This window comes from Arthrobacter sp. SLBN-112 (genome assembly GCF_030944625.1).
Taxonomy (GTDB): Bacteria; Actinomycetota; Actinomycetes; order Actinomycetales; family Micrococcaceae; genus Arthrobacter.
In genome coordinates this window covers 1,737,928-1,764,180 of record NZ_JAUSXY010000001.1, presented here as the reverse complement: position 1 = coordinate 1,764,180, position 26,253 = coordinate 1,737,928, and the positions used below count along the sequence as shown (strand labels likewise).

The following is a 26,253-nucleotide window of genomic DNA, read 5'->3' as shown; positions in this document are numbered from 1 at the left end:
CGCCCGTGCAGCCCTTTGATGGAGGCGTAGCCAGCAGGTGCCGAAGCGAGGAGCTCAGATGCGGTGGGATGAAGCGCCGGAGGACCGCGGCAAGGTCAAGTTTGCCGCGGCAGCCGGGGCCGTGGAGGGCTACGGCGGCCGCGGCCTGAACGGGCGTGCCCTGCATCCGGCCACCGGCTACCTCTTCCCCGACCAGGACGGCGAGGGGTGGTGGGTCATCTTCCAGCCATGGCCGCCGTCGGGGGCGCACCCGCACAAAGTCCCCGGCGACATCCTGGCCTGCAACGACTCCTACGGCGACATGGTGCACGTGGTGGTGCTTGCAGCCGGCGTGTGGGAGGACGACGCCGAGGCCGCCTTCCGCGCGAACGTCCCGCTGACCCTGGCGGACGCCGCCCGGGTTGCGGCCACGGTGGCGCACGTGGCGGGGCACGAGCACCCCGGGCCCGCCCCGGAGCACCCGGACGGGACCGCGGCGAAACCTCCCGTCAGCCCACGTGGACCCAAGGGCGCTGCGTGACATCAGGGACGGCCTCGCGCAGCACTTCACGGGTTACGGGCGCGATCTCGCCCTCGCCCAGGAACAGGAACCGCACCAGGTTGGTGATGGGGTTGCCCTCGGTCCAGCGGAAGTAGATGTGCGGCATCAGCCCGGTGACGTCCCTGATGTGCAGGAGCACGGAGGCGATGGTGTTGGGCACCACCGGCCCGTGGACTTCGAGGACGTGGTAGCCGTGGCGGTTTACGCCGCGGACGTGGAGCTCGGTTTCGAAGTCGGACGAGTCATCCACAATGACTTCCAGGAACAGGGCATCGCCTGCCAGCGGGAGGTGGCTGACCTCGATGGCCGACTCCAGCTTGTCCCGGTAGGCCTCCGCTGACAGCCGCAGCGGCTCGTGGGCAATGATCGCGATGGGGCCGTCCAGGGTGCTGGACATGAACTCCAGGGCCTGCTGGTCCAGGTGCACCCGGGTGGCGTGGAGTTCGAAGGAACGCCGGACCCTGGACAGCAGGGAGATCACGATAATGCCCAGGATGAAGATCGCGGCGATCCGGATGCCTTCGGGCCGTTCGAAGATGTTGGCCACCGTGGTGTACGCGAACACTACGGAGATGGCGCCGAAGCCGAAGGTAAGGTTCCGTTGCCCGCGCCGGCGCACCGACAATGTCACGGCCACCGCAGCGGAGGTCATCAGCACCAGGACGCCGGTGGCATAGGCACCGCCCTGGGCGTCGACGTCGGCGTTGAAGATGAAGGTGATGACGAAGCCGATCAGGGTGAAGACGAGCACCAGGGGGCGGACGGCCTTGGCCCAGGCCGGGGCCATGCCGTAGCGCGGCAGGTACCGGGGAACCAGGTTCAGCAGGCCGGCCATGGCCGAGGCGCCGGCGAACCAGAGGATGCCGATGGTGCTGATGTCGTAGACGCTGCCGAACCCCACGCCCAGGTATTCGTGCGCCAGGAAGGCCAGCGCGCGGCCGTTCGCCTGGCCGCCGGGCTGGAATTCCTGCTCCGGAATCAGGACGACGGTAATGAAGCTGGTGGTCAACAGGAACACGCTCATGATCACCGCGGCGGTGGTGAGCATTCGCCGGGCACCGCGGATACGGCCCGCCGGGTTTTCCTCGGTATCGTCCGCTGCGCCCTTGACCTGCGGCATGACGGCAACGCCGGTTTCGAAACCGGACAGGCCCAGTGCGAGTTTGGGGAACACCAGCAGCGCGATGGCCACCGCCATCAGGGGGTTGCCGTGGGATACCCACAGGTTGGTCCACCAGTCCCCCATGGCCACGGGGTGGGAGACCACCTGCATGAGGGTGGCAACCACCACCACGGCGTTCAGGCCTAGGTACAGGACCACCAGGACGACGGCGACGCCGATCGCTTCCTTGAATCCCCGCAGGAACACGGCCGCCAGCAGCGCAAGCAGGATCAGCGTGACGGGGACGTTCTGGTTTTGGAGCCACCCGGGGGCAACCGGGTTGCCGATCAGGTGCGCGGTGGCGTCGGCTGCCGAGAGGGTCATGGTGATCATGAAGTCCGTGGCGGCGAACCCGAGCAGGACCAGCACCAGGAGCTTGCCGCCCCAGCGGGGCAGCAGCCGCTCCAGCATGGCGATGGAGCCTTCACCGCGGGGGCTTTCACCGGCAACCCTGCGGTACACGGGCAGGGCACCGAGCAGGGTCACTGCCACCAGCACCAGCGTGGCCAGCGGGGAGATGACCCCGGCGGCGAGCGCGGCGATGGCCGGCTGGTACCCCAGGGTGGAGAAGTAGTCCACGCCCGTCAGGCACATGACCTGCCACCACGAGTGCTTCTTTTCGTGCTGCGTCGGCACACCGCCGGGGCCTTGATGGGTACCCTTGCTGTCCTGCAGCCCGAACAGCAGCCAGTCCTTGAGCGCCTTCCTGCCGCGTGGGTGGAGCGCGGAAGGATCCGCCGGGGGCCTGCTCAACGTGGTCATGTCTGCCTTTCCGCGCTGCCCTGTGCAGCGCGATCACTGCGAAGCTAGCACCGGCAAAAATGGCTGACGTGGGAAAAGGGGTTTTCTTAATGATTCCTTTACGCGTGATGTACGACGCCGGCGGGCGCCTTTGCGGGGCATGTCAAGGTTCGAAGCGGTAGCCCATGCCGGCCTCGGTGAGCAGGTGCCGCGGCCGGGCCGGGTCCGTCTCCAGTTTGCGGCGCAGTTGGCCCATGTAGACGCGCAGGTAGTGGGTTTCGTTCTCGTAGCCGGGGCCCCAGACCTTCCGGAGCATCTGCTGCTGCGTGATCAGCCGTCCGGGGTTCCGCGCGAGCAGTTCCAGGATGGCCCATTCCCGGGGCGTGAGCCGGACCGGGTCTCCGGCACGGGTCACCTTCCGGTTGGCCAGGTCAACCTCGAAATCCCCCACGTCGATGGCCGGACCGTTGTCCACCGCTTCCGGGGTGCCGCTCCGGCGCCCGGCTGCGCGCAGCCGGGCCAGGAGCTCGTCCAGCCCGAACGGCTTGGTCACATAGTCGTCCGCGCCGGCGTCCAGGGCCCGGACCTTGTCCACGGACCCGTGCCGGGCGGAGAGCACGATGATGGGCATGCTGCTGGTGCGGCGGATCCGGGTGATCACGTCCACGCCGTTGATGTCCGGCAGGCCAAGGTCCAGCACCATCACATCCGGATGGCCGCCCTCCGCGTGGTGCAGGGCGGATGTACCGTCCAGCGCTGTGAGCACCCGGTAGCCTTCCGCTTCCAGGTTCACCTGGAGGGCGCGCAGGAGCTGGGGTTCGTCATCGACGATCAGGATGGTCCTCATGACGTGCTGCTCCCTGCCGGCCGTCGGCGGTCCGGGGATGCGGAACCAGCGGAGAGCGGCAACCTGATGATCATGGTCAGTCCGCCGCCGGGGGTCGGTTCGGCCACCAACTGGCCGCCCATGGCTTCCGTGAAGCCCTTCGCGACGGCCAGGCCAAGCCCGATGCCCAGCCCTTCCGGGGCGTCGTCAAGCCGCTGGAACGGCTGGAACATCGCGGCGGCCGCGGCAGCGGGCACACCCTGCCCGTGATCGACGATGCGCAACTCGCCGAACCGGGCGCCGTCGTCGTCCGTCCGCCTGGTCCCGGCCGAAACGCCCACGATCACCACGTCCGACTCCGGCGCGTATTTGAGCGCGTTCTCCACGATGTTGGCGATGACCCGTTCCAGCATGCCCAGGTCGGCGTCCACGGCGGGCGTGGCGGGGGCAAGGTCAATCCGGATCCGGTCCGCCGGGAGGCCCCGCAGCGCGTCCTCGATCGCATCGCGCCAGGTGACCGGCGCTGTCAGCGGCGCCGCCGAACCGCTGGAAATGCGGGACATGTCCAGGAGATTGGAGATCAGGGCGTCCAGCCGCTCGGTGTAGGACTCGATCGTGGCGAGCATCTCGGCCTGCACCTCCTCGGGCAGCCTGCGGCTTTGGCGCCGCAGGGCCGTGACGGCGAGCTTGATCCCCGCCAGCGGGGTGCGCAGGTCGTGGCTGACGGCCCGCAGGATGGACGTTCGGACGCTGTTGCCCTCCGCCAGTTTGGTGGTGCTTTGCAGCCTGCGCTGCAGGGCCTGGCGTTGGCGCAGGAGCAGGAGGTGGGCTCCGTGGGCGGACAGGAGGAGGCGGTCGCCGGCGGTCAGGGTCCGCCCGGAGACGACCAGCGCAGTCCTGTCGTCGGCCAGTTCCACGCTGTCCGTCAACGCCGCGGCGTCCGGGGCGGGCGGCGGCGAGGCACCCGAGAAAGCTTGGAGTTCCCACGCTGCGCTGCCGTCACCGGCAATGGTGAACAGCCCGGCCTGCCGGACCTGGAAGGTTTCCCGGACCTTGTCCAGGAACGCGGCCACGGTGTCATCGGCAAGGAGGGCGTCGCGGGCCAGGTCCGCCAGGGTGGCGGCCTCGGCACGGGCGCGGGCGGCCTCCCTGGCGCGCCGGGCGGACAGGCCAACCACCAGGGAGACCGCCACGGCCGCCGCCAGGAACACCAGCAGGGCAAAGACGTTTTGCGGGTCCTTGATGTTGAACGTCCCCACCGGCTCTGTCTCGAAGAAGTTCAGCAGCAGTGAATCCAGGACGGCTGCGAGCACTGCGGGCCACAGGCCGCCAATGAAGGCCACCGCCATCACCCCGGTCAGGTGCACCAGTGCGTGGGTGGCAAGGTTCAGGTCGGGGCCGGCGGCGAGGGCTGCGGTCAGCAGGGCCGGAAGGAGTACGGCGAGGACAAACCCCACGATGGTCCGTGTCCGGCCCAACGTTGCGGTTGCAGGCTTGGGCAGGCCAACGCCGCCCTGCGGCCGGGACACGATGTGCACGTCGATATCGCCGGATTCCCGCACCACTTTGGCTCCGGCCCCCGTGCCGAGGATCCGGCTCCACAGGCCTCCGGTCGAGGCGCCGATGACGATCTGCGTGGCATTGACGCTGCGGGCAAACTCCAGGAGCGATTCCGCTGCGTCCTCCCCGGACACCGTGTGGCAGGTTCCGCCCAGGTCCGCGACCAGGCTCTGTTGGGACTCCAGTGCATGGCCGGACTCGGCGGTGCCGCCGTCCCCGCGCCGCACGTGCACGGCCAGCAGGTCGCCGCCGTGGACCCTGGACAGGATCCGGGACGCACGCCGGATCAGCAGTTCTCCGTCCGCTCCGCCGTCAAGGCCCACCACCACCCGTTCGCGCGCCGGCCACGTGGCGGTGATGCCCTGGCTTTTTCGGTACGTCGCCAACCCTTCGTCCACACGGTCCGCCAACCAAATCAGCGCGATTTCGCGCAGCGCGATCAGGTTGCCCAGCCGGAATTCGTTGGCCAGGGCGGCGTCAATCGCGTCCTTGGGAAACACCTTCCCGTCGGCAACGCGCTGGCGCAGGAGTTCGGGCGGAATGTCCACCAGCTCGATGTGCTCTGCCCGCCGCACGACCGCGTCAGGCACAGTTTCAGCGCCGGGCTGGTCCGTAATGGCGGCGACGGCGTCCCTGAGCGAGGCCACGTGCTGGACGGTGAGGGTGGTCAGCACGTCCAGCCCTGCCGCCAGAAGCTCCTCGATGTCCTCCCAGCGGCGCCCGTTCCGGCTTCCCGGGGCGTTGACGTGCGCATAGTCGTCGACGACGGCCACGTCAGGGTGCCGGGCCAGCACGGCCGCCACGTCCAACTCGGCTGCTCCCGCTCCCCCGGCGTCGGACACCCGACAGGGGGCAACGGCGTCGAGCCCGTCAAGGAACTGCACGGTGTCAGTCCTGCCGTGGTCCGCGGTGATGCCGACGGCCACGTCCCGGCCGCACGCCGCAAGGCGGTGCGCCTCGCGCAGCATGGAGTACGTTGTGCCGGCTCCCGCTGCAGCGCCCAGGAAGATGCGAAGCGTTCCCCGTGCCATACCCACAGTCTTATCCCCTCCGGCCACCCGGACCAACTCCCGGGGCCACAGGCCGGACCGCAGGAACAGGCTATTCCACCCAGCGGAGCAGCCACACCGTGGTGGCGGGCGGCAGGTACCCCTCCTCGATGGCACCGCTGCTGATCACTATGATCCCTTCTGGCAGCGGCACGGGAGTGGCACCGAGGTTGGCAATGCAGTGCCACCCGTACGGCCGGCTGAAATGCAGCAGCGCGTCATCCCGGGAGTCCTCCCAGTAGATGTAGTTGAAGGACTCCAGTTCGCTCCGCCACGCACAAGCCGCGCGGAGGAAGTCCGTCCGGCCGCCGTCGGGATCCGGACCCGCGTGTTCCGGGTCCACGGGATCCATGTCCCCAGGATCCATGTCCCCAGGATCCATGTCCCCGGGACACGGCAGCGCCAGGTTGAGGAGCAGGACCGCCCGGATCCATTGTTCGGCCAGGCCGCGGTCCCGGGGAGGCCGCCTGAGGGCGGCGTGCACGTTGAGTGAAGGCACACTTTGCTCGATTCTGTAGAAAAGTCCGCGCCGCACCGTTGCCGGCGCGTGCAAGGTAAAGGCCCGTGCGTGGTTCAGCGCAGCGACCGCTGGATGGCCAGGCAGGCGGCGCCCTTGCCCCACAGGTCGGCGTCGGCGGGCGCCACCTTGAGCCGGGGCAGGAAGTCCGCGCCTTCGAGGGCATACTCCCGAAGGGACGCCGTCAGCCCCTGCGCCAGCAGGTCGTAGGCGGCGGACCCCTCGCCGGTGATGACAATCAGTTCGGGGGCGGCAAAGGTTGCACACCACCGCCAGGCCCCGCCCGATCCAGCCGCCTGCGGCGTCGAAGGCTGCCCGGGCGGTGGCCGCCTGCTGGCCGTGGCCATCCCGCGCCAGCTGCACCGCGGTGCCCGCATCCTCTGTCCCGGCGGCGGCTGCGATCGCGGCATCCCCGGCGAGCGCCTCCAGGCAGCCGCGCCGGCCGCAGCTGCACAGCGGACCGTCAGGAACCAGCGGGATGTGGCCCAGTTCTCCGGCGGCTCCCTGGGCTCCGCCGTACACCTTTCCGTCGAACACGAGCCCCAGGCCGATTCCGGGTCCCAGCGTGACCACCGCGAAGTTGCGGGCGTTCCTGCCGTCGCCGAACAGATGCTCGGCGACGGCCAGGGCGTTGACGTCGTTGTGGACGGTGACGGGCAGAGCGATCTGTACCGCCAGGGGTGTTGCAACGTCCACCCCGCGCCAACCAAGGAGCGGGGAAAAACGGCACATCCCGGCGTCGGGGTCCACGTGGCCACTGACCGCCACCCCCACGCCCAGGGCCTTTTCCCGCGCGCCGGGCACCGAGTCGAGGAGCCGGTCCACCAGCCCGGCCACTGCCCGGAAGGTGTCCGCCGGCGCCAGCGGAACATCCACTTCCTCGCCCCGGGCCAGGACGTTCGCGCCGAGGTCCGTGACAACGCCGGAGATGATCCGGGGACCGATCTTTATTCCCACTGCGGTGTGCTTGGTGGCGACGACTTCGATCAGGCGCTCGGGCCGGCCGCGGCCGTTGGGGGTGGTGGGTGCCTCCACGACGTACCCCTGGTCCACCAGCGGCCGGAGTGTCCGGGCGATGGTGGACGGGTCCAGGGATGTCTGCCTGGCAAGCTCCACCCGGGAGATCGGCGCGTGCCGCAGCACCAGGGAAAACAATCCTGCCCGGTGCGGATCCCGAAGGGCGGGAACCCCGAAGGCCTGCGTCGGTGTGCTCACATGTCCAACTCTATCCAGTTCAGGTTGATGGCTCCCTTGTCCGTGGCGCCCCTGCCGATGGTGATCAGGTTCAGGCCGGCGTCCAGGGTGATGGTGCCATCGGCCACGCCCCAGGTGTCCCAGGAGGCGAGTCCGGGGAAGCTGACGTGCACGGGCCCGTCCACGGTGGAATGGTCGGCCTTTTCGGCGGTGACGGTCATGGTGCTGGTATCCCCGGTGGCGTTGGCATACCGGTAGCGGATGGCGTAGCTGCCGCGGTGCGGCACCTGGACCGCGAACGTCACCAAGGGGTCGGCGCCGCCGGATGCGGCCTGCAGTCCGTCCACGAAGCCGTTGCCGTCATACCCAGGGTGGTTGTTGTTGAAGCCGGCCCCGCCTCCCCAGGTGGCGAAGGCTGCGGGGTACCGGGTGGTGCCGTGAATCTTCGGCGGGGTAACCCGGTAGATGGCTGAGGAATGGGGGGCCAGTGCAGCCGAGGCTTTTGAGTCCATGCCCAGGTTCTTGTGTGCCCAGAGGTCCCGGACGTTGGCCCCGGTTGCCAGGCCCAGGTCCTTGGCGAAGTCGATGGTCTTGGAGACGGTTTCGGTGTCGCTGCGGTTGAACAGGGCAACGCCCCACGAACCATCCGGGAGCTGGCCTGCCCAGCGTTCGGTGTCCCGTGAGCCCGGGTCCTCCGAGAACGGGGTGGCGGACCGGTAGAGGGGCTTGCCCACCAGGCCGTCCGCGTTGAGCTGGAGCACTTCCTTGTTGGTGTACACCCAGCCGTTGTTGCCGATCTGCTGGTAGGTGTCACCGATAGCCAGGGGCGATCCGGCCGCGACCATCAGGTTCATCATGGTCTTGCGTTCCTCGTCGCTGGCAAACGTGCTGGCCCGCATGAAGTCGCCGTCCAGGATCAGCTGCCCGCGGCCGTTGCGGTGGGACCAGCCGGTGAACCCGCAGAACGGGTTGGCCCAGTTGGGCCAGGCGTCCTGCCAGTTCTGGCGCATCCCGCTCAGCCGGTCCCAGCCGCCCTTGTCCGCGTCTGCATTGATCCGCACCAGGTCGCCGTTGGCCAGTTCCGCGGAACCGTTCTGGAACATGTGCGGCATGACGAGCGACACTTCCATGTCCTCGCCGGCGGCCTCGTTGATCCACGAGAGGGCGAGCTCGTAGTTGGCCCGGCCGTGCGGGGCATTGACCTGCCCGATGTTCGCGTCCCTTCCGTCCTCGTACCAGGAGAGGAAGTCGATCCGCAGGTAGGGAACGCCGAGATCCTTGAAGTAGCGCACGTAGCCCTGGACGTATTCCTTGGCGCCGGGCTTGGTGGCGTCCAGCCAGTACAGCTGGTTCCCGCCAATGTCCCGGGCGAAGAAGTCCCCGGGCACCACGAGGTCCGCGATCCTGACGTCCGGCCGGCCCAGGACGGTCTTGGAGGTGTCTTCGACGGCTGCCCGGTGCACCCAGAGCGGGTTGTAGTAGACGCCCAGTTTCATCTTCCGCGCCGCCAGGTACTTGGCCCAGTACGCCCAATCGTGCTGCCAGGAGTCGTTGTAGCTGGTGATGTAGCCGTTGCCGGTGGTGCGGCTGGAACCTTCGATCCAGCCGTCCGTGCAGGCGATGTCGTAGCCGAACTCGGCGAAGTTCCCGGCCAGCCAGTCAATGTTGGCCTTCCACTCGTCTTCCGGAATGGGGGCGTTGTGCGGGAACGAGTAGCCGTAGATGTTCCAGTACCTGGGGCCGGCGCCGCTCCGGGTGAACACACTGTTCCGGCTCGCCAGGCGCAGGGGCGGCGCGGCGGTGACGGGGACGCCCGGGCGGGCGGTGACGGCGGTGGAGGCCTGCGCGGAGCTTGCCATGCCAAGGGCGTACGCGAGGGTGGCGGCGCTGCCGGTGGTGAGGAGGGTGCGGCGGGACAGGTTCATCATTGATCAGTCCTTTGGGAGGGATGTTGGGGCACACAAAAGTATTCACGGGCTATATTCGTGCGTCAAGCATTTAATTAATTACGACGCCGGGACGGCACCTCGTGCGGGCGTGCAACAGGAACCCCGGAGGTCAGTAAGCTGGGCAGATGCCCGACCTTGCCGCCCTGGCCCCCACCCTCGTGGCCATCGCCATCCTGGCGGCACTCACGGTGGGCATCCTCTGGGGCTCGCGGACGCCGTCGTACGCCTCCCCCGCCCTGGCCATCCTCCGCGGCGTACTGCAGCTGGCGGTCATCAGCCTTGTCCTGGGCGGCGTCATCACCAGCCCCGTATGGGTGGGCGCGGCCCTGCTGGTGATGTTCTCCGTGGCGTCCGTGACGGCTGCGCGGCGGCTCACCTGGTCCTGGCGGCGCTTTGCGGTGGTGGCCGCAACCATGGCGGCCGGCATCCTGGTGACCGTGGCAATCGTGTTCGGCACGGGCGCCATCGAGTTTTCGCCGCGCTATGCCCTGGCCGTGGGCGGGATCGTGATTGGCAACTCCATGACCATCGCCACGCTGGCCGGCCGCCGGTTCGTCGAGGCCGTCCTGGAGCAGTGGGAGCAGGTGGAGGGCTGGCTGGCGCTGGGCGCGACGCCCCGCCAGGCCACCCTCATCCAGGCCCGGCAGGCAGTGCATTCGGCGCTGATCCCCTCCACCGACCAAACCAAGACCACCGGCCTGGTCACGCTTCCCGGCGCGTTCGTGGGCGCCATCTTTGGTGGCGCCTCGCCCTTGGAAGCCGGGCGGTTCCAGGTAGTGGTGCTGGCGTCCATCATGGCGGCCGGGTCCATTACCGCCGTCGCGTTGATCCGTTCGCTGGGCAACGTCACAGTACGGCCCGACCCGCTGTAGGGCCCGGCTGCGGTCCGGGCGCCGGCACCGTGGGGCGCCGATTACGCGCCAGGGTGCTGCTTTCCCTAAAGTGGTGTCCGGTAAACATTGGAAGAAGGGGTGGCGATTGGCATGAGCGCGCCGTTCCGCTTCCCCCGCGCCTTTGCCTTCACGGTGGCAATGTTCGCCCTCGCCGCGGGAGCCCACGTGCTGGCCCGTGGCGTGATGCCCCAGCCGGCCATCGTCGCCGGCTTGTTTGCCTTGGTCCTGCTGCCCGTCATGGTGCTCGCGAAAATAAGGGTCAACTCCCCTGTGATGGCCGGCCTGCTCATCGGCGGCCAACTGGTACTGCACGAGGCCTTCACCACCCTGTCGGCGTCAACCGGCTTCACTCCGGCTCCCGGAACCCACGTCCATGCGGGTGAACCGGTTGCCGCCGCAGCATTGGCCGCGGCCCCGGAACACCTCCACGCGCCGGACACGCTGATGCTGGTCCTGCACGCCGTGGCCACCGTGGCCACGGCCTTGGTCCTGGCCCGCGGCGAAGCGGCCGTCTGGGCCCTGGCGGCATGGCTGCGGCCGCTGATCCGCATCCTGACTGCGGCGCTCGTCCCTGCCTGGCCGCAGCTTCCGGCACCGCACCGCCTTGTTGTGGTGCTGCGCGCCACCTTCCTCCGGCTTCCCGCGCTCCGCGGTCCGCCGCGCGCTGCCGTCTCCTGAGCGGGACCTGAACCTACCCTGCCAACCCGGCCCCACGGCGTTGCCCTTGGACAGCTGCCCTTTGCGCGCCCCGGTCAGCCATACCCCCCGCGCCCGGCCGCAGCCGCGGCCGCACTGGCGCACCCACATCTTGTGAAAGCGACATCATGAACACCTCAATCCGCCACACCCTCAAAGCCTTCGCCGCCCTCACCGCTGCAGCCGGAATGCTCGCGGCAGGCGCCGCCGCCGCATCAGCCCACGTGTCCGTGGACCCGGACGACACCGGCGCCAACGGCTACTCACACCTGACCTTCAACGTCCCCAACGAGTCCCCCACCGCCAAAACGAACAAGCTCGAGGTCAAGCTGCCCACCGACACGCCCTTCACCTCTGTGTCGGTCAAACCGGTGGAAGGCTGGACCGCCCAGGTGATCACCGGAGACCTGCCCAAGCCGGTCACGGTGGCCGGCGCAACGGTCACCAAGGCACCCATCACGGTGGTGTGGACCGCGGACGAGGCCCACCAGCTGGGGCAGAACCAGTACCAGGCCTTTTCACTCTCGGTTGGCCGCCTGCCTGCAGCCGGTACCACCGTGGTGCTGGAAGCCGCCCAAAGCTACAACGACGGGACGGTGGTGAACTGGAACGAACGCAGTGCTGAGGGCCAGCCCGAGCCCAAGCACCCGGCCCCCTCCTTCACCACCACGGCCGAGGACGGCGCCGAGGCCACACCTGCCGCCTCATCCTCTCCCGCCGCTGGCGCTTCCGAGGCCATCGAGCGCACGTCCGACGCGACGCCAATCTGGGGCGTGGTCCTCGGCGCGGCAGGGTTTGTCCTGGGCGCCGCGGCCCTAGCGCTGGTGCTGGCCGGCCGCCGGTCCCGCTCCGCAGCCAACCAGCAGGTGTCCCAATGATGTTTGCGAATCCGCTCCGCTGGCTCCGGCGATGCCTGCTGGTCATCGCCCTGACTGCGTGTTCGCTTGCGTTGGGCGCGCCCGCGCAGGCCCACGATGTGCTCGAATCCAGTGATCCGGCGAATGGATCGTCTGTCCCTGCCGTCCCCGGCCAGATCGGGCTGACCTTCGACCACACACCCATGGGCATCGGCTCGGCGATCCAGGTCCAGGATGGGACCGGCACCGACCAGGCCGACGGCGCGGTGACGATTGTGGACAACCACGTCAGCCAAGCCGTGAAAGCCGGCGCGCCAGCCGGCAAATACACGGTGATCTGGCGAGTAGCTTCCTCCGATGGCCACCCCATTGAAGGAACCTTCACGTTCACGGCCGGCGCCGGAAACTCCAGTGCAGCGCCGCCCGCTGCTGTCACGGGCCCGGGGTCGGGAGGGCCCCAGGCAGGGGTAGTCATTGCCGGCGGGGCAGCCGCCGTCCTGGTGATCGCTTTTGCCGTTGTTGCGGTCCTGGTCCGGCGGCGGCTCCGAAGCCCGGAGTCCGACGCCTGACCAGGCACCACGACAGGCTGGGGCGGGCGCGGTGCCTCACGCGCAGCGCCCGCCCCGGCCGCCGTCGGGTGGATTCCCTGGTCAGCCCTGCTTCACGAGCGCTGCTTCGAGGTTGATCTTCACCTTGTCGCTGACCAGCAGGCCGCCGGCTTCCAAGGCCGCGTTCCAGGTGAGTCCGAATTCCTTGCGGCTAATCTCGGTTTCGGCCGAGAAGCCCGCACGCGTGGCGCCGAACGGATCCACGGCAACCCCGGTGAACTCCACCTCAAGCTCAACAGGCTTGGTGATGCCCTTGATGGTCAGGTCCCCGGTCAGGGTGTATTCATCCCCGTCGCCTTCAATGGCGGTACCGCGGAATGTCATTTCAGGATATTTCTCTACGTCGAAGAAGTCTTCACCACGCACGTGCGCATCACGGTTGGCGTCTCCGGAGTCGAAGCTGGCCGTCGCCACGGTGGCGTGCAGGGTGGAATCAGCCAGGGATTCGCCTACCCGGGCCTCGGCCTGTGCTTCGGTGAAACGGCCGCGGACCTTGCTGATTCCTGCGTGCCGGACGCTGAAGCCAATCTCGCTGTGCGACATGTCCAGGGTCCAGGTTCCCGGTGTGAGTTGCTGCGGAAGGGTCATGGTCAATTCTCCTTGCTGGTAGGGCCGCAGGCTTGGTGCCCGCCAGGGGCGCAAGAGTGCGGATGGTCCTAAATATTCCGCATTGAACCCGCATTTATAAGGGGTCCGGGTGAACCGGGAGGGAACTTCGGGCGTATACATAGGCGTGGCACTAAGACTATTGACCGCCCTTGCGTTGTTCATTGATGCCGGCGTACACCTCTTCCTGGCCCCCGGCTACCAATACGCCCAGCCGGGCACCATCAGCCAGGGCACGTTGTTCCTGCTGGAGGCCGCCGTTGCGCTTCTGGCCGGGATTTTTGTCCTGTTCCGCGGCAGCCGGGCAGCCTATGCCGTGGCCCTGCTGGTGGCACTGAGCGCCTTCGCTGCCGTGATGCTCTACCGGTACGTTGACATCCCGGCCATCGGACCGATCCCCGCCATGTACGACCCCGTCTGGTTCTTCTCGAAGACCCTCAGCGCCGTCGCCGAGGGAGCCGGGGCCGTCCTGGCCGCCGCGGGGCTGGTCCGGGCGTCCGGGAAGCGGCGGTCCGCCGTCGTGAAGCGCCCGACGACGCGTCCCGGCACGTGATTCCCCGTCCGGGTTCCGCGGCACGCCGGTGGCTCGGGTCCTCCGCCGTTGTTAGCATGCGGGGGGAGGTGGCCATGACGAGCAGCGCAGCCGGGCGGGCGGTTCCCGATGCGCTGGCAGCCGCGGCCGCCTACGGTTTGTCGGCACTGTGGCTGTTATCCATCTCCGCCCCCGGGTTTCCCTTGCAACTGGCCGGGATGTTCGCCGGCGCGCTGGTCACGGGCGGCGCGGCCGCCTCCGTGCTGCGGCGGGTGCCCCGGTTCTCTACTCCGGCCGACCGCGTGACGCTGCTGCGCGCTGTCCTCGCCGCCCTCTGCGCGGCGCTGGCGGTCCCCCAACTGTTCACCGGGCCCCGGGCGGACCTGCTCATTCCAGTCCTGGGCGGCCTGGCCTTCCTCCTGGACGGGCTGGACGGGGCCGTGGCGCGACGCACCGGCACATCATCGACGGCGGGGGCGCGCTTCGATGCGGCCACCGACGCCGGACTGGTCCTTGCATTGTCCGTCGCGGCTGCGGCCCGGGTGGGTCCATGGGTGTTGGCGGTCGGGGGCATGTACTACGTCTTCGTGGCCGCCGGGCGTTTCCGTCCGCAACTCAGGGCGGTGCTGCCGCCGAGCCCGTCCAGGAAGGCAATCGGGGCCTTCCAGCCGTTCGCGCTGCTCATCTCGCTCATTCCCGGCATCCCGGCGCCGGCCGCGGTGTCCGTTCAGGCGTTGGCCCTGGCGGTGCTGGCGTTTTCCTTCACCAGGGACGTGGTGCAACTGGAGACCGGCCACCGTGCAGTGCTCCTGGAATCCGACGCAGCTAAAGTCGGGACCGGGCCGATCACACCCTGAGCTGCGCAGCTACGGTCTCGCTGCCGATATGGACTATCGACACCCACATTCCCTGGCGCCACCTGAATAATCCGCGCGTCATGGAATATGGGCGTCGCAGATTTCTATGCGCGTCGCCAGAGGGTCCAGCGGGGCCGCCGGTGACGTTTATCTCTTTGCCTCGCCCAGGCTGGCGAGGGCCTTCCGGAGGCGCGTGCCGGCGTCGTCCGCCACGTCCTTGACGGAAGGGGCTTCGCTGAGCTGCACCATGGTCTGCGGGTCGATCGCCTCAACGGTGGTCTCGTGGGCATCGGCCGTCCGGCGCACCACCACGTTGCATGGCAGCAGGGCCCCCATTTGGGGTTCGGCGGCAAGGGCCCGGCTGGCAAGGGCCGGATTGCAGGCGCCAAGGATGACGTAATCCCCAACCGCTTCCGCGGCCTCGGTGCCGAGCTTTGCTTCAAAGGTGGACCGGATGTTGATTTCCGTCAGGATCCCGAACCCCTGCGCGGCAAGGGCCTCGCGGGTGCGTTCCAGCGCTTCGGCCCAGGGAAGGGCGACGGTGGTGGCCAGCGTGTACGTCATGGTGCTCCTCGAAGTTGGGGACGGTCCGGCGCTTGTGCGGCAAGTTTAGGCAAGGGAAAGGAAGAGCTTTTCCAGCTCTTTCCGGTCCATGGTTTCGTCCTTCTGGACGATGCACTGCTCCAGGCCGGTGGCGATGATGGCGAAGCCGGCTCGGTCCAGGGCTTTGGATACGGCCGCCAGCTGGGTAACGACGTCCTTGCAGTCCCGGCCTTCTTCGAGCATGCGGGTGACGGCGGCGAGCTGGCCCTGGGCGCGCTTGAGGCGGTTGATAACAGGCGTGAGTTCGGTTGGGTTCAGTTCCATAAGGGGTTCTCCATCAGGTGGGGTGCTGCCCCAAGCATATACCCCCATGGGTGTTTTGACTACCCCCGGGGGTATCTGTAATACTCGGTGGGGTATCCGCCCGCCCCCTTCCGAGAGGCCACCCATGGCATCCCGTTCCACAGCAAACGCTGTTACTGCACTCGCCCCCGAAACCCTTCAGTCATGGTTCAACCAGCATCAGGACCTGATGGTGATCGACGTGCGTTCTGCCGCTGAATTCGAATCCATGCACATCCGCGGCTCCTACAATGTGCCGCTGCCGCTGCTCTCCGAGCACACCGGGGAACTCGCTGCCCGGCTGGGCTCGCGTGTGGTGCTGGTCTGCCAGTCCGGCGTGCGCGCCGAACAGGCACGCCAGCGCATGGCCACTGTCGGCCTCGACACCGCTTATGTCCTCACGGGCGGGGTTCCCGGCTTCGCGGCCGCCGGCGGCGACGTGGTCAAGGGCAACGACCACTGGGACCTGGAGCGCCAGGTCCGCCTGGCCGCCGGATCCCTGGTGATGCTGGGCCTGGTGGGCGGCAAGTTCGTGTCCCCCAAGGTCCGTATGCTCGCCGGCGCCATCGGCACTGGGCTGACGTTCTCGGCCGCAACGAACACCTGCGCCATGGGCAAGGCCCTCTCGGCCATGCCATGGAACAAGGCCGCCCAGGAACCCACCCGCGAAAGCGCCATCCTGCAGCTTCCCGTGCAGACCGCCGAGGACGCCGCGGCATGATTCCGGCCCTGGGTCTGGGGCTCGTCGTCGGCATCGTCCTGGGTGTTGTGGGCGGCGGCGGGTCCATCATCGCCGTTCCGGCCCTGGTGTACGGCGTGGGCATGAGCCCCACCCAGGCCATTCCCACGTCGCTGCTGGTGGTGGGAATCTCCTCGCTCGCGGCCCTGCTCCCCAGGATCCGCGAGGGCCTGAACTGGCCCGTCATAGCACTGGTCGGGGGCGCCGGTATGCCGGCGGCCTGGGCGGGCGCGGCCGTCGGCAAGCTGCTGGACCCGAACATCCTGATGCTGGTATTCGCCGTCATCATGGTGGCCGCGGGTATCCGGATGCTCAGCAAACCCCGCGAAAGCGAAGGGTCCTGCAGCACCGGGCCGCACCGGGCCTTCCGCTTCTGCGCCCCAAAGGCCGTGGGCGTTGGACTGCTGGTCGGGTACCTTACCGGACTGCTTGGCGTGGGCGGCGGCTTCCTCATTACCCCCGCCCTGACCATCTTCCTGGGCCTGCGCATGAAACAGGCCGTCGGAACATCCCTGGCAATCATCGTGATCAACTCCGCCGCCGGGTTCAGCGCCCACGCCGCGGGCTACACCATCGACTGGGCCACCACCCTGGCCTTTGCCATCCCGGCCATCGTGGGATCCATCGTTGCCGCCCGGCTTGCCCGCCACCTCCACGACAAACACATCCGTATCTCGTTCGCGGTCCTCATCTTCGCCGTCGCGGCGTGGGTCACCGCCAGCACCGTCACCACCTAGCCCAACCCACCCGAAGGAGAACCACCATGGGACTGATCGATTCCCTCAAGAAGGCTTTCAGCAAGCCCTACAAGACGATCTCCGTGGCGCAGGCCAAGGACCTCCTGGGTTCCGGCGCCACGCTCATCGATGTCAGGTCAGCCCAGGAATGGCGGACCGGCCGGGCACCGCAAGCCAAGCACGTCCCCCTTGACAGACTGCAGACCAGCACCGCCGGCATCCAAAAGACCCGTCCGTTGATCGCCGTCTGCGCCTCCGGCGTCCGCTCAGCCTCAGCAGCCCGGCTCCTCGCCGCCAAGGGGTACGACGCCTACTCGGTGCGAGGCGGCATGGCCGCCTGGCGCCAGGCCGGCGAAACCGTCCGCTAAGCAAGCACCACCTCCACACACCCAGCCACAACCACTTCGAAGGAGAAACACCATGGCTGAAATCACCATCACCGAAGCCCACGAGCGCCGCTCCACCGCCCGGATCCTTGACGTCCGGGAGGACTTCGAAGTCGCCGAAGGCATGATCCCCGGCGCCCTGCATATCCCAATGGGGCAACTGCAGGCGCGCCTGGGCGAGCTGGACCCGGCTGTCCCGGTCATCGCCGTCTGCCGCAGCGGCAACCGCAGCGCCGCCGTCGCCGATGCCCTCAACGGCGTTGGCTACAAAGCGGACACCATGGCCGGCGGCATGACCGCCTGGACCCGCGCCGGACTCCCCACCACCTAGGCCCGGATACAGGACATAACTCCACTTGTTAGATACCCCCAGGGGTATCTACCATTGGTTTCAGGACCCACACCTTTCCCCCTCCCGAAGGAGAGCACCAGATGCTACTCGAGCGCATTTACGACGAAGACCTGGCCCAGGCGAGCTACCTGATCGGCTGCCAGGCCAAGGGTGAAGCCATCGTGGTGGACGGCCGGCGCGACATCGCCGTCTACCAGGACCTTGCCGCAAAGAACGGCATGAAGATCGTGGCCGTCACCGAGACCCACATCCACGCCGACTACCTCTCCGGCACCCGCGAACTGGCCGCCGCCACCGGCGCCAAGATCTACGTTTCCGGCGAGGGCGGACCGGACTGGCAGTACGAATTCGACGGCGAACGCCTCTACGACGGCGACGCCATCACCCTGGGCAACATCAGCGTCAAGGCGGTCCACACCCCCGGCCACACCCCGGAGCACCTGTCCTTCCTGGTCACCGACGGCGCGTTCAGCGACAATCCCGGCTACCTGCTCTCCGGAGACTTCGTCTTCTCCGGCGACCTGGGCCGGCCGGACCTGTTGGATGAAGCTGCCGGCGGAATCGACACCCGCTTCGAGGGCGCCAGGCAACTCTTCGCCAGCCTGCGCCACAAGTTCCTCACCCTGCCGGACTACGTCCAGGTCCACCCCGCCCACGGCGCCGGCAGCGCCTGCGGCAAGGCCCTGGGCGCCATCCCGTCCTCAACAGTTGGGTACGAACGCCTTTACGCCTGGTGGGGCCCCTACCTGGCTGCCAACGACGAGCAGGGCTTTATCGACGAACTCCTCGACGGCCAGCCTGACGCGCACGCCTACTTCGGCCGGATGAAGCGCGAAAACCGCGTAGGGCCGGACGTCATGGGCGAACGCGCCCCGCTCAAGGAACTGGACACCGCCGATGTCGCCAAGGGCCTGGCGGAGGACACCCTGACCTTCATCGACACCCGCTCCAACGCCGAAGTCCACGAAGGCACCGTGGCCCGGTCCCTGAACGTCCCGGCCGGCAAGTCCGTGGCCAGCTACGGCGCCTGGGTAGTCAACCCGGAAACCGACAAGAACCCGCTGGTGCTCCTGGCAAAGGACCAGGACCAGGCCATGGACATGTGGGACCACCTGGTCCGCGTGGGCATCGACACCGTGGCCGGCTACCTCACCGGGATCGAGGGGCTGCCCAAGACCACCCCCAAGCTGATCCAGCCCGAGGAGCTCGAGAAGTTCGACGCCGCAATGGTCCTGGACGTCCGCAACAAGACCGAGTACAAGGCCGGGCACGTCCCGGGCTCCTACCAGCTCAGCGGCGGCCGCGTCATGTGGCACCTGGATGAACTGCCCGCCGGCGGCACCATCGTGTCCTACTGCCAGTCCGGGGTACGGAACTCCGTAGCCGCCAGCGCCCTGCGCCGTGCCGGGTACGACGTCGTCGAACTCGACGGCAGCTACGCCGCCTGGAACTCCTGGCGGAACCGCGTCCCCGCAGCCTAACCACCAAGACCGCCCGGGCAGGACCCCCCTCCTGCCCGGGCCCGGCCCGGACGCGTCCCCCGCGCGTCCGGGCCACCTTTTGCCCCATCAGAACGGAGCCACCATGCAGGGCAACACCGTCCGCGGCACCGGCGGATCCCCCGCAGCGGTGCTGGGCCTGCGGCAGAACCTGGCCCAGTTCATGCTGCTGGTGACCGTAAATGCGCTGGTGGGCGGCACCCTGGGCCAGGAGCGCACGGTCCTTCCCCTGCTCGCCGCACAGGAATTCCACCTTGACCTGTACACGGGCGCACTGACCTACATCCTCGCCTTCGGCCTGTCCAAGGCCGCCATGAACTACTTCGCCGGCACGCTCTCGGACCGGTACGGCCGGAAGCCGGTCCTTATCGCGGGCTGGCTGGCAGCAGTGCCTGTCCCGCTGATGCTCATCGTCGGCCCGTCGTGGGGGTGGATCGTGGCAGCCAACGTGCTGCTGGGCGTCAGCCAGGGCCTCACCTGGTCCACCGCCGTGATCATGAAAATGGACCTGGCGGGCCCCAAGCAGCGTGGCCTGGCCATGGGCTTCAACGAGGCAGCCGGCTACCTGGGCGTCGCCGTGACGGCACTGGCCACCGGATATCTGGCCACGGCCTACGGCCTCCGCCCGGCACCTTTCCTGTTGGGAGCGGCGTACATCGCCCTCGGCCTGGGCCTGACGGTCCTTGCCGTCCGGGAGACCCACCACCATGCCAGGACCGAGGCCTCGCAGCATGTCAGTGCGCAGGGCAGCGCCCACGCCGGCCTCACCACCGGCCAGGTGTTCACCCTCACCAGCTTCAAGGACAGGTCACTGTCCGCAGCCAGCCAGGCCGGCCTGGTTAACAACCTCAACGACGGGCTGGCCTGGGGCCTCTTCCCCGTGCTGTTCGCCGGCGCCGGGCTGAACCTGGGCCAGATCGGCATCCTGGCCGCCGCGTACCCCGCCGCCTGGGGCGCGGCCCAGCTGGTAACCGGCGCCGCCTCCGACAAATGGGGCCGGAAATGGTTCATCGCGGGCGGCATGCTGGTCCAGGCCGTGGCTCTGGGGGTTGTCGCATCAGCGCACAGCTTCGCACCCTGGCTCGCCGCCGCCGTCGTGCTGGGCCTCGGGACCGCCATGGTCTACCCCACCCTGCTGGCCGCCATCGGCGACGTCGCCCACCCGGCATGGCGGGCCCGCTCAGTGGGCGTGTACCGGCTGTGGCGCGACGGCGGATTCGCCGTGGGTGCCCTGCTGTCCGGAGTGCTCGCGGACCTTTACGGCATCCCCGCGGCCATCGCTGCCGTCGCGGTGCTCACGGCAGCGTCCGGTGTTGTGGTCGCCGTCCGGATGCGCGGGAAGGACCACGCGGCGGGGTAGCCCGGCTCCCTATCCGTGCCCGGCGACGTAGCTGACCAGCCCGTCCACGGTGGCCACGGCCGGGTAGTCCGCCTCAGGGATGTCCACCCCCGTCGATTCGGCGACGACTTCCACCAGGCGGAGGAAGTCCAGCGAGTCCAGTTCCAAGTCCTGGCGCAGCCGCGCCCCGGGTGCCAGGTCCTCGGGCTCGACGTCGGGTGCTACTTTCCCGATCGCCGCCTCCACCGCCTGGCGCGCGTCCTGTTCGTTCACGGCTCCTCCTCGTTTACGGGTCCAGTAGTCACAGCTTGTCCGGCGCTTGCAGGAGTTCGTCGATGCGGGCCAGGAACCGACCGCCGCGCAGGCCGTCGCTCACGCGGTGGTCCGCGGAGAGCGTGGCGATGGCGGCGTGCCGGATGCCGAGCATCCCGTTGTGCGCCCACGGCTGCTCCAGGACCTTGCCGAAGCCCACCATGGCCACCTGCGGCGGGTAGATGACCCCATAGACGCTTTCGACGCCGAGATCGCCCAGGTTGGTCACGGTGATGGTGGGGTCGGCCATCTCCGCCCGTTGCAGCCGGCCGGCCCTGGCGCGGCTGACCAGGTCGCGCAGCTGGTCCATGAGCTCATCCAGGCTGAGGGTGTCCGCGTCATGCAAGGCCGGGGCCACCAGGCCGCCGTGCCGCAGGGCCACCGCGACGCCCAGGTGCACGGCGCCGCTGGGCTCGAAGGCGCCCTTGATGAAGAAGCCGTTCATATCCGGCACCTCCTTGGCCGCGAGCGCCGTGGCCTTGAGCAGGAGGGCGGACGGCACCAGCCGTGAGGAGACCGGCCGCCGCTGGTTCGCCGCCTGCATCCAGGCCACCGCAGCCGCCAGGTCCAAGGTGGTGGACAGGTAGTAGTGCGGGATCTCCTTCTTGGACCGGGACATCAGCGCGCCGACGGCCTGCCGCAGGCTTTCCGCCTTCCCGCCGGCCGCAGCCCGTTCCTGCCGGGGTGCGGGCGCCGGCACGGGTTCCGCTGCCCGCGCGGGTGCCGTTGGGCGGGCTTCCGACGGCGGTGCTTCCGCTGGCTTCTCCGTACGGGGTCCCTTGGGCGGCACCGAGGAGAGCACATCGTCCTCCGTCACCGCACCGCCCGGGCCTGTCCCCGCAACGCCCTGCAGGTCCACGCCGAGCTCGGCGGCCAGCCGCCGGGCCAACGGCGACGACCGGACGCGACGGGCGTCGGCTGCCGGCATTGCCGCTGCAATCTTGTGAGCGGGTTGCTCGGCAGCCGGAACTTCGGGCGCTGGCACTTTGCCGGGAGGCGCTCCGGCGCGAGCGCCTTCGGCGACGGACGCTGCCGCGGCGCGTTCGACGTCGTCCCTGGTCACCTCGCCGCCGGGACCGCTCCCGGTGAGGCGCCCGACGTCGACCCCCAGCGTGTGCGCCAGGTGGCGGACGGGCGGCGGGACCTTTGCGCCGGGCTCCGGATGCCCGTCTGCGGCACCCGGGTGAGCGGGCGTTGCCTCTTTTGCTGCCAAAAGTGAGCGGGCGTCGCCGGAAATGCTGCCGGAAGTGAGCGGGGGTGCCGGGGGCTGGGCCGGCGGGAGTTCGGCAGGAGTGGCGGTGATCCGGGCGATGGGGGTCCCCACCTGCACGGTGTCGCCAATTTCCACCAGGAACTCGGCCACCACGCCTTCCTGGAAGGACTCGATGTCCATCACGGTCTTGTCGGTGTCCACGGCCGCCACGAGGTCCCCCTTGTGGATGTAGTCCCCCGGCTTGACCAGCCACTCCACCACCTTGCCGTGCTCCATGTCCGCGCCCAGGGACGGCATCCGGAAGTCAGCCATTGGTCCCCACAGCCCTCCGCGCGGCGGCCACGACCCGCTCCACCGACGGCAGGGCCGCCTGTTCCAAATGCTTGGCGTACGGGACGGGCACCTCCAGGCTGCACACCCGTTCCACCGGGGCGTCCAGGTCGAAGAAGGCCTGCTCGCAGATCCGCGCGGCGATCTCCGCCGAGATGCTGCCGCTGCGCCAGCCCTCGTCCACCACCACGGCCCGGTGGGTCCTGGCCACGCTGTCCAGGATGGTGTGCTCATCCAGCGGCCGGAGGGTCCGCAGGTCGATCACGTCCGCCTCGATGCCCTCGGCGGCCAGCTGCTCCGCGGCCTCCAGCACCATGGGCAGCGTGCCGCCGTAGGTGATGAGCGTCAGGCCGTCCCCGCTGCGCACCACCGCTGCCTTGTCGATCTCCACGGCGCCGGCGTCGTCGTCGAGCTCCCCGGCCACGTTGTACAGCGAGCCGTGTTCGAAGATCAGCACCGGGTCCGGGTCCTGCAACGCGGTCCAGAGCATGCCGCGGGCGTCCGCCAGGGTGGCGGGGGCCAGGATGCGCAGGCCCGGGATGTGCGCGTACCAGCCTTCCAGGCTGTGCGAGTGCTGGGCGCCGAGCTGGCGGCCGGCACCGGTGGTCATCCTGATGACGATGGGCACGTTGAACTGGCCGCCGGACATGTGCAGCAGGGTGGCCGCATTGTTGATGATCTGGTCCAGGGCCAGCAGGCTGAAGTTGACGGTCATGATTTCGACGACGGGACGCATTCCGCCCAGCGCCGCGCCGATTCCCGCACCGACGAAGCCGGATTCGGAGAGCGGGGTGTCCCGGATCCGTTCCGGCCCGAATTCCTCCAGCAGGCCCAGGCTCACGGCGAAGCTGCCGCCGTACCGGCCCACGTCCTCGCCCATGAGGAACACGCGCTCGTCCCGCTGCATGGCGTCGCGGAGGGCCGCGCGCATGGCTTCCCGGTAGGTGGTTTTCATCCTGCTGCCCCCTCTTTCCCGGCCCCGTCACCGGCGCCGGTGTGCTCTGCCCGGTCGCTGTAGACAAACCGCATGAGTTCGGACACCGGTTCCGGCGTGCCGTTCTCGGCGAATCCGACGGCGGTGCTGATCTCCGCATCCACGTCCGCCGTCAGCGTGGCCCAGGTGTCTTCCGGCAGCTGTCCCGCGGCCTGCATGGTGCCCTGCAGCAGGCTGATGGGGTCCCGTTCCATCCAGCGGCTCACCTCGGTTTTCTCCCGGTACAGCTCGGGATCGAACATGGAGTGGGCGCGGAAGCGGTAGGTGCGCAGTTCCAGGAAGTGCGGGCCGCCGCCGGACCTGACGGCATCCACCGCCCGCCGCGCGGCTTCCTCGACGGCGAGCACGTCCATCCCGTCAACGGCCCACGCGGAGATTTCGTACCCGGCGGCCTTGAGTGCGATGTCCGTCTGGGATTCGGAGCGGCCCAGCGCGGTTCCCATGGCGTAAAGGTTGTTTTCGCAGCAGAACAGCACCGGGAGCTGCCAGAGGGCGGCCAGGTTCATGCTTTCGTGGAACTCGCCTTCGGCCACGGCGCCTTCGCCGAAGAAGCAGACGGTCACGCGCTGGCGCCCGGCCATCCGGTCCGCGAGCGCCAGGCCGACGGCGAGGGGCAGGCCGCCGGCCACGATCGCGTTTCCGCCGTAGAAGCGGGTGTCCGCGTCGAAAAGATGCATGGAGCCGCCGCGGCCGCGGCAGCAGCCCTCGGCGTGGCCGTACATTTCGGCGAGGATGGCTCCGGCCGAGACGCCGCGCAACAGGGCGTGCCCGTGCTCGCGGTAGGTGGCCACCACCGCGTCATCCGGTGCCAGGGTTTCCATCACTCCGGCGGCCACGGCTTCTTCGCCGATGTAGACGTGCAGGAAGCCGCGGATCTTGGCGGCGCTGTACAGCTCGATGCATTTCTCCTCGAGCCGGCGCACCCGCAGCATTTGCCGCAACAGGTGGAGGGCGTGTTCCTGGTCCGGGACGCCCTGGTTCCGCACGGTGCTCATGGCTGCTCCTTGCCGAGGCCCGGCGCCGGTCCGGCCGGGGCCTCCAGGGTTGAGGTGTCGCCTTCGGGCAGTCCCAGCTCGCGGGCTTTCAGGAGCCGGCGCAGGATCTTTCCGCTGCGGGTCTTGGGCAGCGTGGTGGTGAAGTCCAGCAGCCGGGGAGCCACGGCAGCACCCAGCCGTTTCCGGGCGAAGCCGATGATGTCCAGCTGCAGCTCCTCGCTGGGCTGGTTGCCCGGCTTGAGTTCCACGAAGGCCTTGACCACCTCGCCCGCCACGGGGTCGGGCACTCCGATCACGCCGGCTTCGGCCACCGCCGGGTGCTCCATGAGGCAGCTTTCCACTTCGAACGGGCCAATCAGGTGGCCGGAGGACTTGATGACGTCGTCGCCGCGGCCGACGAACCAGAAGTAGCCGTCGGCGTCGCGCTTTGCCAGGTCCCCGGTGAGGTACCAGCCTCCCGCGAAGCAGCGCCGGTACCGCTCCTCCTCGTTGAGGTAGCCGCGGAACATGGACGGCCAGCCGGGGCGCAGGGCCAGCTCGCCCATGGCGCCGGGCTCGGTGACCAGCACGGCTTCACCGTCCCGGAGGACGGGTTTGCCGTCGGCGTCCCGGGCCACCAGGGCCGCTTCGATGCCGGGCAGCGGCCGGCCCATGGAGCCGGGGCGGATGTCCATGGCCGGGTAGTTGGCGATCATGATGCCGCCGGTCTCGGTCTGCCACCAGTTGTCATGCACCGGCAGGCCCAGGACCTCCTGGCCCCACACCACGGCCTCCGGGTTCAGCGGCTCCCCCACGCTGGCGATGAAGCGCAGCGCGGAGAGGTCATGGCCCGCGGCACGCTCAGCACCTGCCTTCATCAGCATCCGCAATGCGGTGGGGGCGGTGTACCAGACCGTGACGTGCTGGTCCGCAAGGATCCGGTACCAGCGGTCGGCGTCGAGTTCCTCCTCATCGACGATGGCGGTGACCCCGTGGACCAGGGGGGCGATGATGCCGTAGGACGTGCCGGTCACCCAGCCCGGATCGGCGGTGCACCAATAGATGTCATCCTGGTGCAGGTCCAGGGCTAACCGGCCGGTGGCGTAGTGGGCGGCGACGGCGTCATGGACGTGGATGGCGCCCTTGGGGGTGCCGGTGGTTCCGCTGGTGAAGTGCAGCAGGGCCATGTCCTCCGGCTGGGTGTCCTCGATGTCCTGCCCGGGAGGCTGCCCCTGATCCGGATCCGGGGCCTGCGCCAGGAGGCGGGCCAGATCCAGGGTTCCCGGTTCGGGGTTGCCGTCCGCGTCCACCAGCAGGATGTGGCGGAGCTCGGGAAGGCTGTCCCGCACCGGCGCGACCTTCTTGCGGTACAGCGCCCTGGTGGTGACCAGGGCGCGGCCCGCGCCGAGGTGCAGCCGCTGCCGGACGGGTTCTGGACCAAAAGCGGAAAAGAGCGGGCAAAAGACGCTGCCGTTCTTGAAGGTGCCCAGCACGGCGACATACAGCTCGGGGCTGCGGCCCAGGAGGGAGAAGACCCGCTCGCCGCGCCCCAACCCCAACGTCCGGAGCGCTGCCGCGAACCTGCCGGACTGCTCCGCAAGGTCACCGTAGTCCAGGGACCGGGTACCGCCGTCGGCCTTGATGAAGCGCAGGGCTTCCTTGCCGCCGCGGCCTTCTGCCACGTGGCGGTCCACCGCCTCATAGGCGATGTTCAGCCCGCGCCCGCCGGGCAGCCCGGCCAGTGCCTGCCGCGCCTGGTCCCAGCTGAAGTCCCGCCTGGCAGCCTCATAGTCCGGCATGTTGGGCGGCACCGGGAAGGCGGCCACGTCCTTGGCGATGGTGGGCCAGCGCGTGGAACCCTGGACTTCTGTGGCCGTGGTGCTCCGCTGGTCCATCATGCTCCTT

Annotated in this window: 26 protein-coding genes; 13 read left to right on the top strand and 13 right to left on the bottom strand. The window is 68.9% G+C overall.

All coding sequences use genetic code 11. The features are described from left to right. The first annotated feature begins 58 nt into the window (after positions 1 to 58). Positions 59 to 520 carry a hypothetical protein gene (locus QF050_RS08265; RefSeq protein WP_308930008.1) on the top strand — a complete coding sequence of 154 codons (462 nt, stop codon included), beginning with the start codon at positions 59 to 61 and terminating at the stop codon, positions 518 to 520. Here QF050_RS08265 and QF050_RS08260 read toward each other — a convergent pair. From QF050_RS08260 to QF050_RS08240, 5 genes are all read right to left on the bottom strand, one after another. Then, a complete protein-coding gene (locus QF050_RS08260; RefSeq protein WP_308930007.1) occupies positions 489 to 2,465 on the bottom strand; it encodes an amino acid transporter in 1,977 nt (658 codons plus the stop codon). The two genes, QF050_RS08265 and QF050_RS08260, sit on opposite strands and share 32 nt — an antisense overlap. Before the next feature lie 142 nt (positions 2,466 to 2,607). Further along, the gene (locus tag QF050_RS08255; protein ID WP_308930006.1) at positions 2,608 to 3,291 is read right to left on the bottom strand and encodes a response regulator; all 684 of its coding nucleotides are present in this window, start codon (positions 3,289 to 3,291) and stop codon (positions 2,608 to 2,610) included. Continuing rightward, positions 3,288 to 5,861: a DUF4118 domain-containing protein gene (locus QF050_RS08250; protein WP_308930005.1), complete on the bottom strand. Its 2,574-nt coding sequence runs from the start codon at positions 5,859 to 5,861 to the stop codon at positions 3,288 to 3,290. Before QF050_RS08250 ends, QF050_RS08255 begins: the two co-directional genes overlap by 4 nt. Positions 5,862 to 5,931: 70 nt before the next feature. Further along, complete coding sequence (locus QF050_RS08245) at positions 5,932 to 7,611, bottom strand: ROK family transcriptional regulator (protein WP_308930004.1); 1,680 nt, start codon at positions 7,609 to 7,611, stop codon at positions 5,932 to 5,934. Then, positions 7,608 to 9,518 carry a hypothetical protein gene (locus QF050_RS08240; RefSeq protein ID WP_308930003.1) on the bottom strand — a complete coding sequence of 637 codons (1,911 nt, stop codon included), beginning with the start codon at positions 9,516 to 9,518 and terminating at the stop codon, positions 7,608 to 7,610. Before QF050_RS08240 ends, QF050_RS08245 begins: the two co-directional genes overlap by 4 nt. 146 nt (positions 9,519 to 9,664) lie before the next feature. On the opposite strand from QF050_RS08240, the gene QF050_RS08235 reads away from it, so the two are divergent. The 4 genes from QF050_RS08235 (at position 9,665) to QF050_RS08220 (ending at position 12,554) form a co-directional block, all read left to right on the top strand. Beyond that, positions 9,665 to 10,411, top strand: coding sequence for an ABC transporter permease (locus tag QF050_RS08235; protein WP_308930002.1), 747 nt, complete (start codon positions 9,665 to 9,667; stop codon positions 10,409 to 10,411). 111 nt (positions 10,412 to 10,522) lie between these two features. Further along, positions 10,523 to 11,110: a hypothetical protein gene (locus tag QF050_RS08230; protein ID WP_308930001.1), complete on the top strand. Its 588-nt coding sequence runs from the start codon at positions 10,523 to 10,525 to the stop codon at positions 11,108 to 11,110. A 146-nt stretch (positions 11,111 to 11,256) separates the two neighbouring features. Continuing rightward, positions 11,257 to 12,006 (top strand): YcnI family protein, encoded by a 750-nt coding sequence (locus QF050_RS08225; RefSeq protein WP_308930000.1) that lies wholly within the window; start codon positions 11,257 to 11,259, stop codon positions 12,004 to 12,006. After that, positions 12,003 to 12,554, top strand: coding sequence for a copper resistance protein CopC (locus QF050_RS08220; RefSeq protein ID WP_308929999.1), 552 nt, complete (start codon positions 12,003 to 12,005; stop codon positions 12,552 to 12,554). Before QF050_RS08225 ends, QF050_RS08220 begins: the two co-directional genes overlap by 4 nt. Positions 12,555 to 12,635: 81 nt before the next feature. Here the strand turns inward: QF050_RS08220 and QF050_RS08215 are convergent, their stop codons facing one another. Beyond that, the gene (locus QF050_RS08215; protein ID WP_308929998.1) at positions 12,636 to 13,181 is read right to left on the bottom strand and encodes a YceI family protein; all 546 of its coding nucleotides are present in this window, start codon (positions 13,179 to 13,181) and stop codon (positions 12,636 to 12,638) included. Between the two features lie 160 nt (positions 13,182 to 13,341). On the opposite strand from QF050_RS08215, the gene QF050_RS08210 reads away from it, so the two are divergent. Beyond that, on the top strand, positions 13,342 to 13,752 hold the full coding sequence (locus QF050_RS08210) for a hypothetical protein (protein WP_308929997.1): 411 nt from the start codon (positions 13,342 to 13,344) through the stop codon (positions 13,750 to 13,752). A gap of 74 nt (positions 13,753 to 13,826) precedes the next feature. Further along, entirely contained in the window at positions 13,827 to 14,588 is a 762-nt protein-coding gene (locus QF050_RS08205; protein WP_308929996.1) for a CDP-alcohol phosphatidyltransferase family protein, read from the top strand. 147 nt (positions 14,589 to 14,735) lie between these two features. Here the strand turns inward: QF050_RS08205 and QF050_RS08200 are convergent, their stop codons facing one another. Together QF050_RS08200 and QF050_RS08195 are read right to left on the bottom strand one after the other, a co-directional pair. Further along, on the bottom strand, positions 14,736 to 15,152 hold the full coding sequence (locus tag QF050_RS08200; protein ID WP_308929995.1) for a DUF302 domain-containing protein: 417 nt from the start codon (positions 15,150 to 15,152) through the stop codon (positions 14,736 to 14,738). Between the two features lie 45 nt (positions 15,153 to 15,197). Next, a complete protein-coding gene (locus tag QF050_RS08195; RefSeq protein ID WP_012630939.1) occupies positions 15,198 to 15,455 on the bottom strand; it encodes a metal-sensitive transcriptional regulator in 258 nt (85 codons plus the stop codon). A 124-nt stretch (positions 15,456 to 15,579) separates the two neighbouring features. Here QF050_RS08195 and QF050_RS08190 point away from each other — a divergent pair, with 124 nt between their 5' ends. The 6 genes from QF050_RS08190 to QF050_RS08165 all read left to right on the top strand — a co-directional run bounded on the left by QF050_RS08190 (position 15,580) and on the right by QF050_RS08165 (position 20,546). After that, a complete protein-coding gene (locus QF050_RS08190; RefSeq protein WP_308929994.1) occupies positions 15,580 to 16,194 on the top strand; it encodes a rhodanese-like domain-containing protein in 615 nt (204 codons plus the stop codon). After that, positions 16,191 to 16,949 carry a sulfite exporter TauE/SafE family protein gene (locus QF050_RS08185; RefSeq protein ID WP_308929993.1) on the top strand — a complete coding sequence of 253 codons (759 nt, stop codon included), beginning with the start codon at positions 16,191 to 16,193 and terminating at the stop codon, positions 16,947 to 16,949. Before QF050_RS08190 ends, QF050_RS08185 begins: the two co-directional genes overlap by 4 nt. Positions 16,950 to 16,975: 26 nt before the next feature. Further along, entirely contained in the window at positions 16,976 to 17,317 is a 342-nt protein-coding gene (locus tag QF050_RS08180) for a rhodanese-like domain-containing protein (protein ID WP_308929992.1), read from the top strand. A 52-nt stretch (positions 17,318 to 17,369) separates the two neighbouring features. Next, entirely contained in the window at positions 17,370 to 17,666 is a 297-nt protein-coding gene (locus QF050_RS08175; protein ID WP_308929991.1) for a rhodanese-like domain-containing protein, read from the top strand. Positions 17,667 to 17,767: 101 nt separating this feature from the next. After that, the gene (locus QF050_RS08170) at positions 17,768 to 19,168 is read left to right on the top strand and encodes an MBL fold metallo-hydrolase (RefSeq protein WP_308929990.1); all 1,401 of its coding nucleotides are present in this window, start codon (positions 17,768 to 17,770) and stop codon (positions 19,166 to 19,168) included. A 103-nt stretch (positions 19,169 to 19,271) separates the two neighbouring features. Then, the gene (locus tag QF050_RS08165) at positions 19,272 to 20,546 is read left to right on the top strand and encodes an MFS transporter (protein ID WP_308929989.1); all 1,275 of its coding nucleotides are present in this window, start codon (positions 19,272 to 19,274) and stop codon (positions 20,544 to 20,546) included. Positions 20,547 to 20,555: 9 nt separating this feature from the next. On the opposite strand, the gene QF050_RS08160 is transcribed toward QF050_RS08165, so the two are convergent. The 5 genes from QF050_RS08160 to acsA are packed head-to-tail and all read right to left on the bottom strand — an operon-like array spanning position 20,556 to position 26,243. Then, positions 20,556 to 20,798, bottom strand: coding sequence for a phosphopantetheine-binding protein (locus QF050_RS08160; protein ID WP_308929988.1), 243 nt, complete (start codon positions 20,796 to 20,798; stop codon positions 20,556 to 20,558). A 28-nt stretch (positions 20,799 to 20,826) separates the two neighbouring features. Continuing rightward, positions 20,827 to 22,362 (bottom strand): 2-oxo acid dehydrogenase subunit E2, encoded by a 1,536-nt coding sequence (locus tag QF050_RS08155; protein WP_308929987.1) that lies wholly within the window; start codon positions 22,360 to 22,362, stop codon positions 20,827 to 20,829. Beyond that, entirely contained in the window at positions 22,355 to 23,335 is a 981-nt protein-coding gene (locus QF050_RS08150; RefSeq protein WP_308929986.1) for an alpha-ketoacid dehydrogenase subunit beta, read from the bottom strand. Before QF050_RS08150 ends, QF050_RS08155 begins: the two co-directional genes overlap by 8 nt. Next, a complete protein-coding gene (gene pdhA / locus QF050_RS08145; RefSeq protein WP_308929985.1) occupies positions 23,332 to 24,369 on the bottom strand; it encodes a pyruvate dehydrogenase (acetyl-transferring) E1 component subunit alpha in 1,038 nt (345 codons plus the stop codon). Before pdhA ends, QF050_RS08150 begins: the two co-directional genes overlap by 4 nt. Beyond that, positions 24,366 to 26,243 carry an acetate--CoA ligase gene (acsA, locus tag QF050_RS08140; RefSeq protein ID WP_308929984.1) on the bottom strand — a complete coding sequence of 626 codons (1,878 nt, stop codon included), beginning with the start codon at positions 26,241 to 26,243 and terminating at the stop codon, positions 24,366 to 24,368. Before acsA ends, pdhA begins: the two co-directional genes overlap by 4 nt. Between the last annotated feature and the right edge of the window lie 10 nt (positions 26,244 to 26,253).

What these genes read in the sequence shown, in the direction of transcription:
- QF050_RS08265 (WP_308930008.1), top strand. Translation starts at nt 59, where the DNA reads ATGCGGTGGGATGAAGCGCCGGAGGACCGCGGCAAGGTCAAGTTTGCC.
- QF050_RS08260 (WP_308930007.1), bottom strand. Translation starts at nt 2,465, where the DNA reads ATGACCACGTTGAGCAGGCCCCCGGCGGATCCTTCCGCGCTCCACCCA.
- QF050_RS08255 (WP_308930006.1), bottom strand. Translation starts at nt 3,291, where the DNA reads ATGAGGACCATCCTGATCGTCGATGACGAACCCCAGCTCCTGCGCGCC.
- QF050_RS08250 (WP_308930005.1), bottom strand. Translation starts at nt 5,861, where the DNA reads ATGGCACGGGGAACGCTTCGCATCTTCCTGGGCGCTGCAGCGGGAGCC.
- QF050_RS08240 (WP_308930003.1), bottom strand. Translation starts at nt 9,518, where the DNA reads ATGATGAACCTGTCCCGCCGCACCCTCCTCACCACCGGCAGCGCCGCC.
- QF050_RS08235 (WP_308930002.1), top strand. Translation starts at nt 9,665, where the DNA reads ATGCCCGACCTTGCCGCCCTGGCCCCCACCCTCGTGGCCATCGCCATC.
- QF050_RS08230 (WP_308930001.1), top strand. Translation starts at nt 10,523, where the DNA reads ATGAGCGCGCCGTTCCGCTTCCCCCGCGCCTTTGCCTTCACGGTGGCA.
- QF050_RS08225 (WP_308930000.1), top strand. Translation starts at nt 11,257, where the DNA reads ATGAACACCTCAATCCGCCACACCCTCAAAGCCTTCGCCGCCCTCACC.
- QF050_RS08220 (WP_308929999.1), top strand. Translation starts at nt 12,003, where the DNA reads ATGATGTTTGCGAATCCGCTCCGCTGGCTCCGGCGATGCCTGCTGGTC.
- QF050_RS08215 (WP_308929998.1), bottom strand. Translation starts at nt 13,181, where the DNA reads ATGACCCTTCCGCAGCAACTCACACCGGGAACCTGGACCCTGGACATG.
- QF050_RS08205 (WP_308929996.1), top strand. Translation starts at nt 13,827, where the DNA reads ATGACGAGCAGCGCAGCCGGGCGGGCGGTTCCCGATGCGCTGGCAGCC.
- QF050_RS08200 (WP_308929995.1), bottom strand. Translation starts at nt 15,152, where the DNA reads ATGACGTACACGCTGGCCACCACCGTCGCCCTTCCCTGGGCCGAAGCG.
- QF050_RS08195 (WP_012630939.1), bottom strand. Translation starts at nt 15,455, where the DNA reads ATGGAACTGAACCCAACCGAACTCACGCCTGTTATCAACCGCCTCAAG.
- QF050_RS08190 (WP_308929994.1), top strand. Translation starts at nt 15,580, where the DNA reads ATGGCATCCCGTTCCACAGCAAACGCTGTTACTGCACTCGCCCCCGAA.
- QF050_RS08185 (WP_308929993.1), top strand. Translation starts at nt 16,191, where the DNA reads ATGATTCCGGCCCTGGGTCTGGGGCTCGTCGTCGGCATCGTCCTGGGT.
- QF050_RS08180 (WP_308929992.1), top strand. Translation starts at nt 16,976, where the DNA reads ATGGGACTGATCGATTCCCTCAAGAAGGCTTTCAGCAAGCCCTACAAG.
- QF050_RS08175 (WP_308929991.1), top strand. Translation starts at nt 17,370, where the DNA reads ATGGCTGAAATCACCATCACCGAAGCCCACGAGCGCCGCTCCACCGCC.
- QF050_RS08170 (WP_308929990.1), top strand. Translation starts at nt 17,768, where the DNA reads ATGCTACTCGAGCGCATTTACGACGAAGACCTGGCCCAGGCGAGCTAC.
- QF050_RS08165 (WP_308929989.1), top strand. Translation starts at nt 19,272, where the DNA reads ATGCAGGGCAACACCGTCCGCGGCACCGGCGGATCCCCCGCAGCGGTG.
- QF050_RS08155 (WP_308929987.1), bottom strand. Translation starts at nt 22,362, where the DNA reads ATGGCTGACTTCCGGATGCCGTCCCTGGGCGCGGACATGGAGCACGGC.
- QF050_RS08150 (WP_308929986.1), bottom strand. Translation starts at nt 23,335, where the DNA reads ATGAAAACCACCTACCGGGAAGCCATGCGCGCGGCCCTCCGCGACGCC.
- pdhA (WP_308929985.1), bottom strand. Translation starts at nt 24,369, where the DNA reads ATGAGCACCGTGCGGAACCAGGGCGTCCCGGACCAGGAACACGCCCTC.
- acsA (WP_308929984.1), bottom strand. Translation starts at nt 26,243, where the DNA reads ATGGACCAGCGGAGCACCACGGCCACAGAAGTCCAGGGTTCCACGCGC.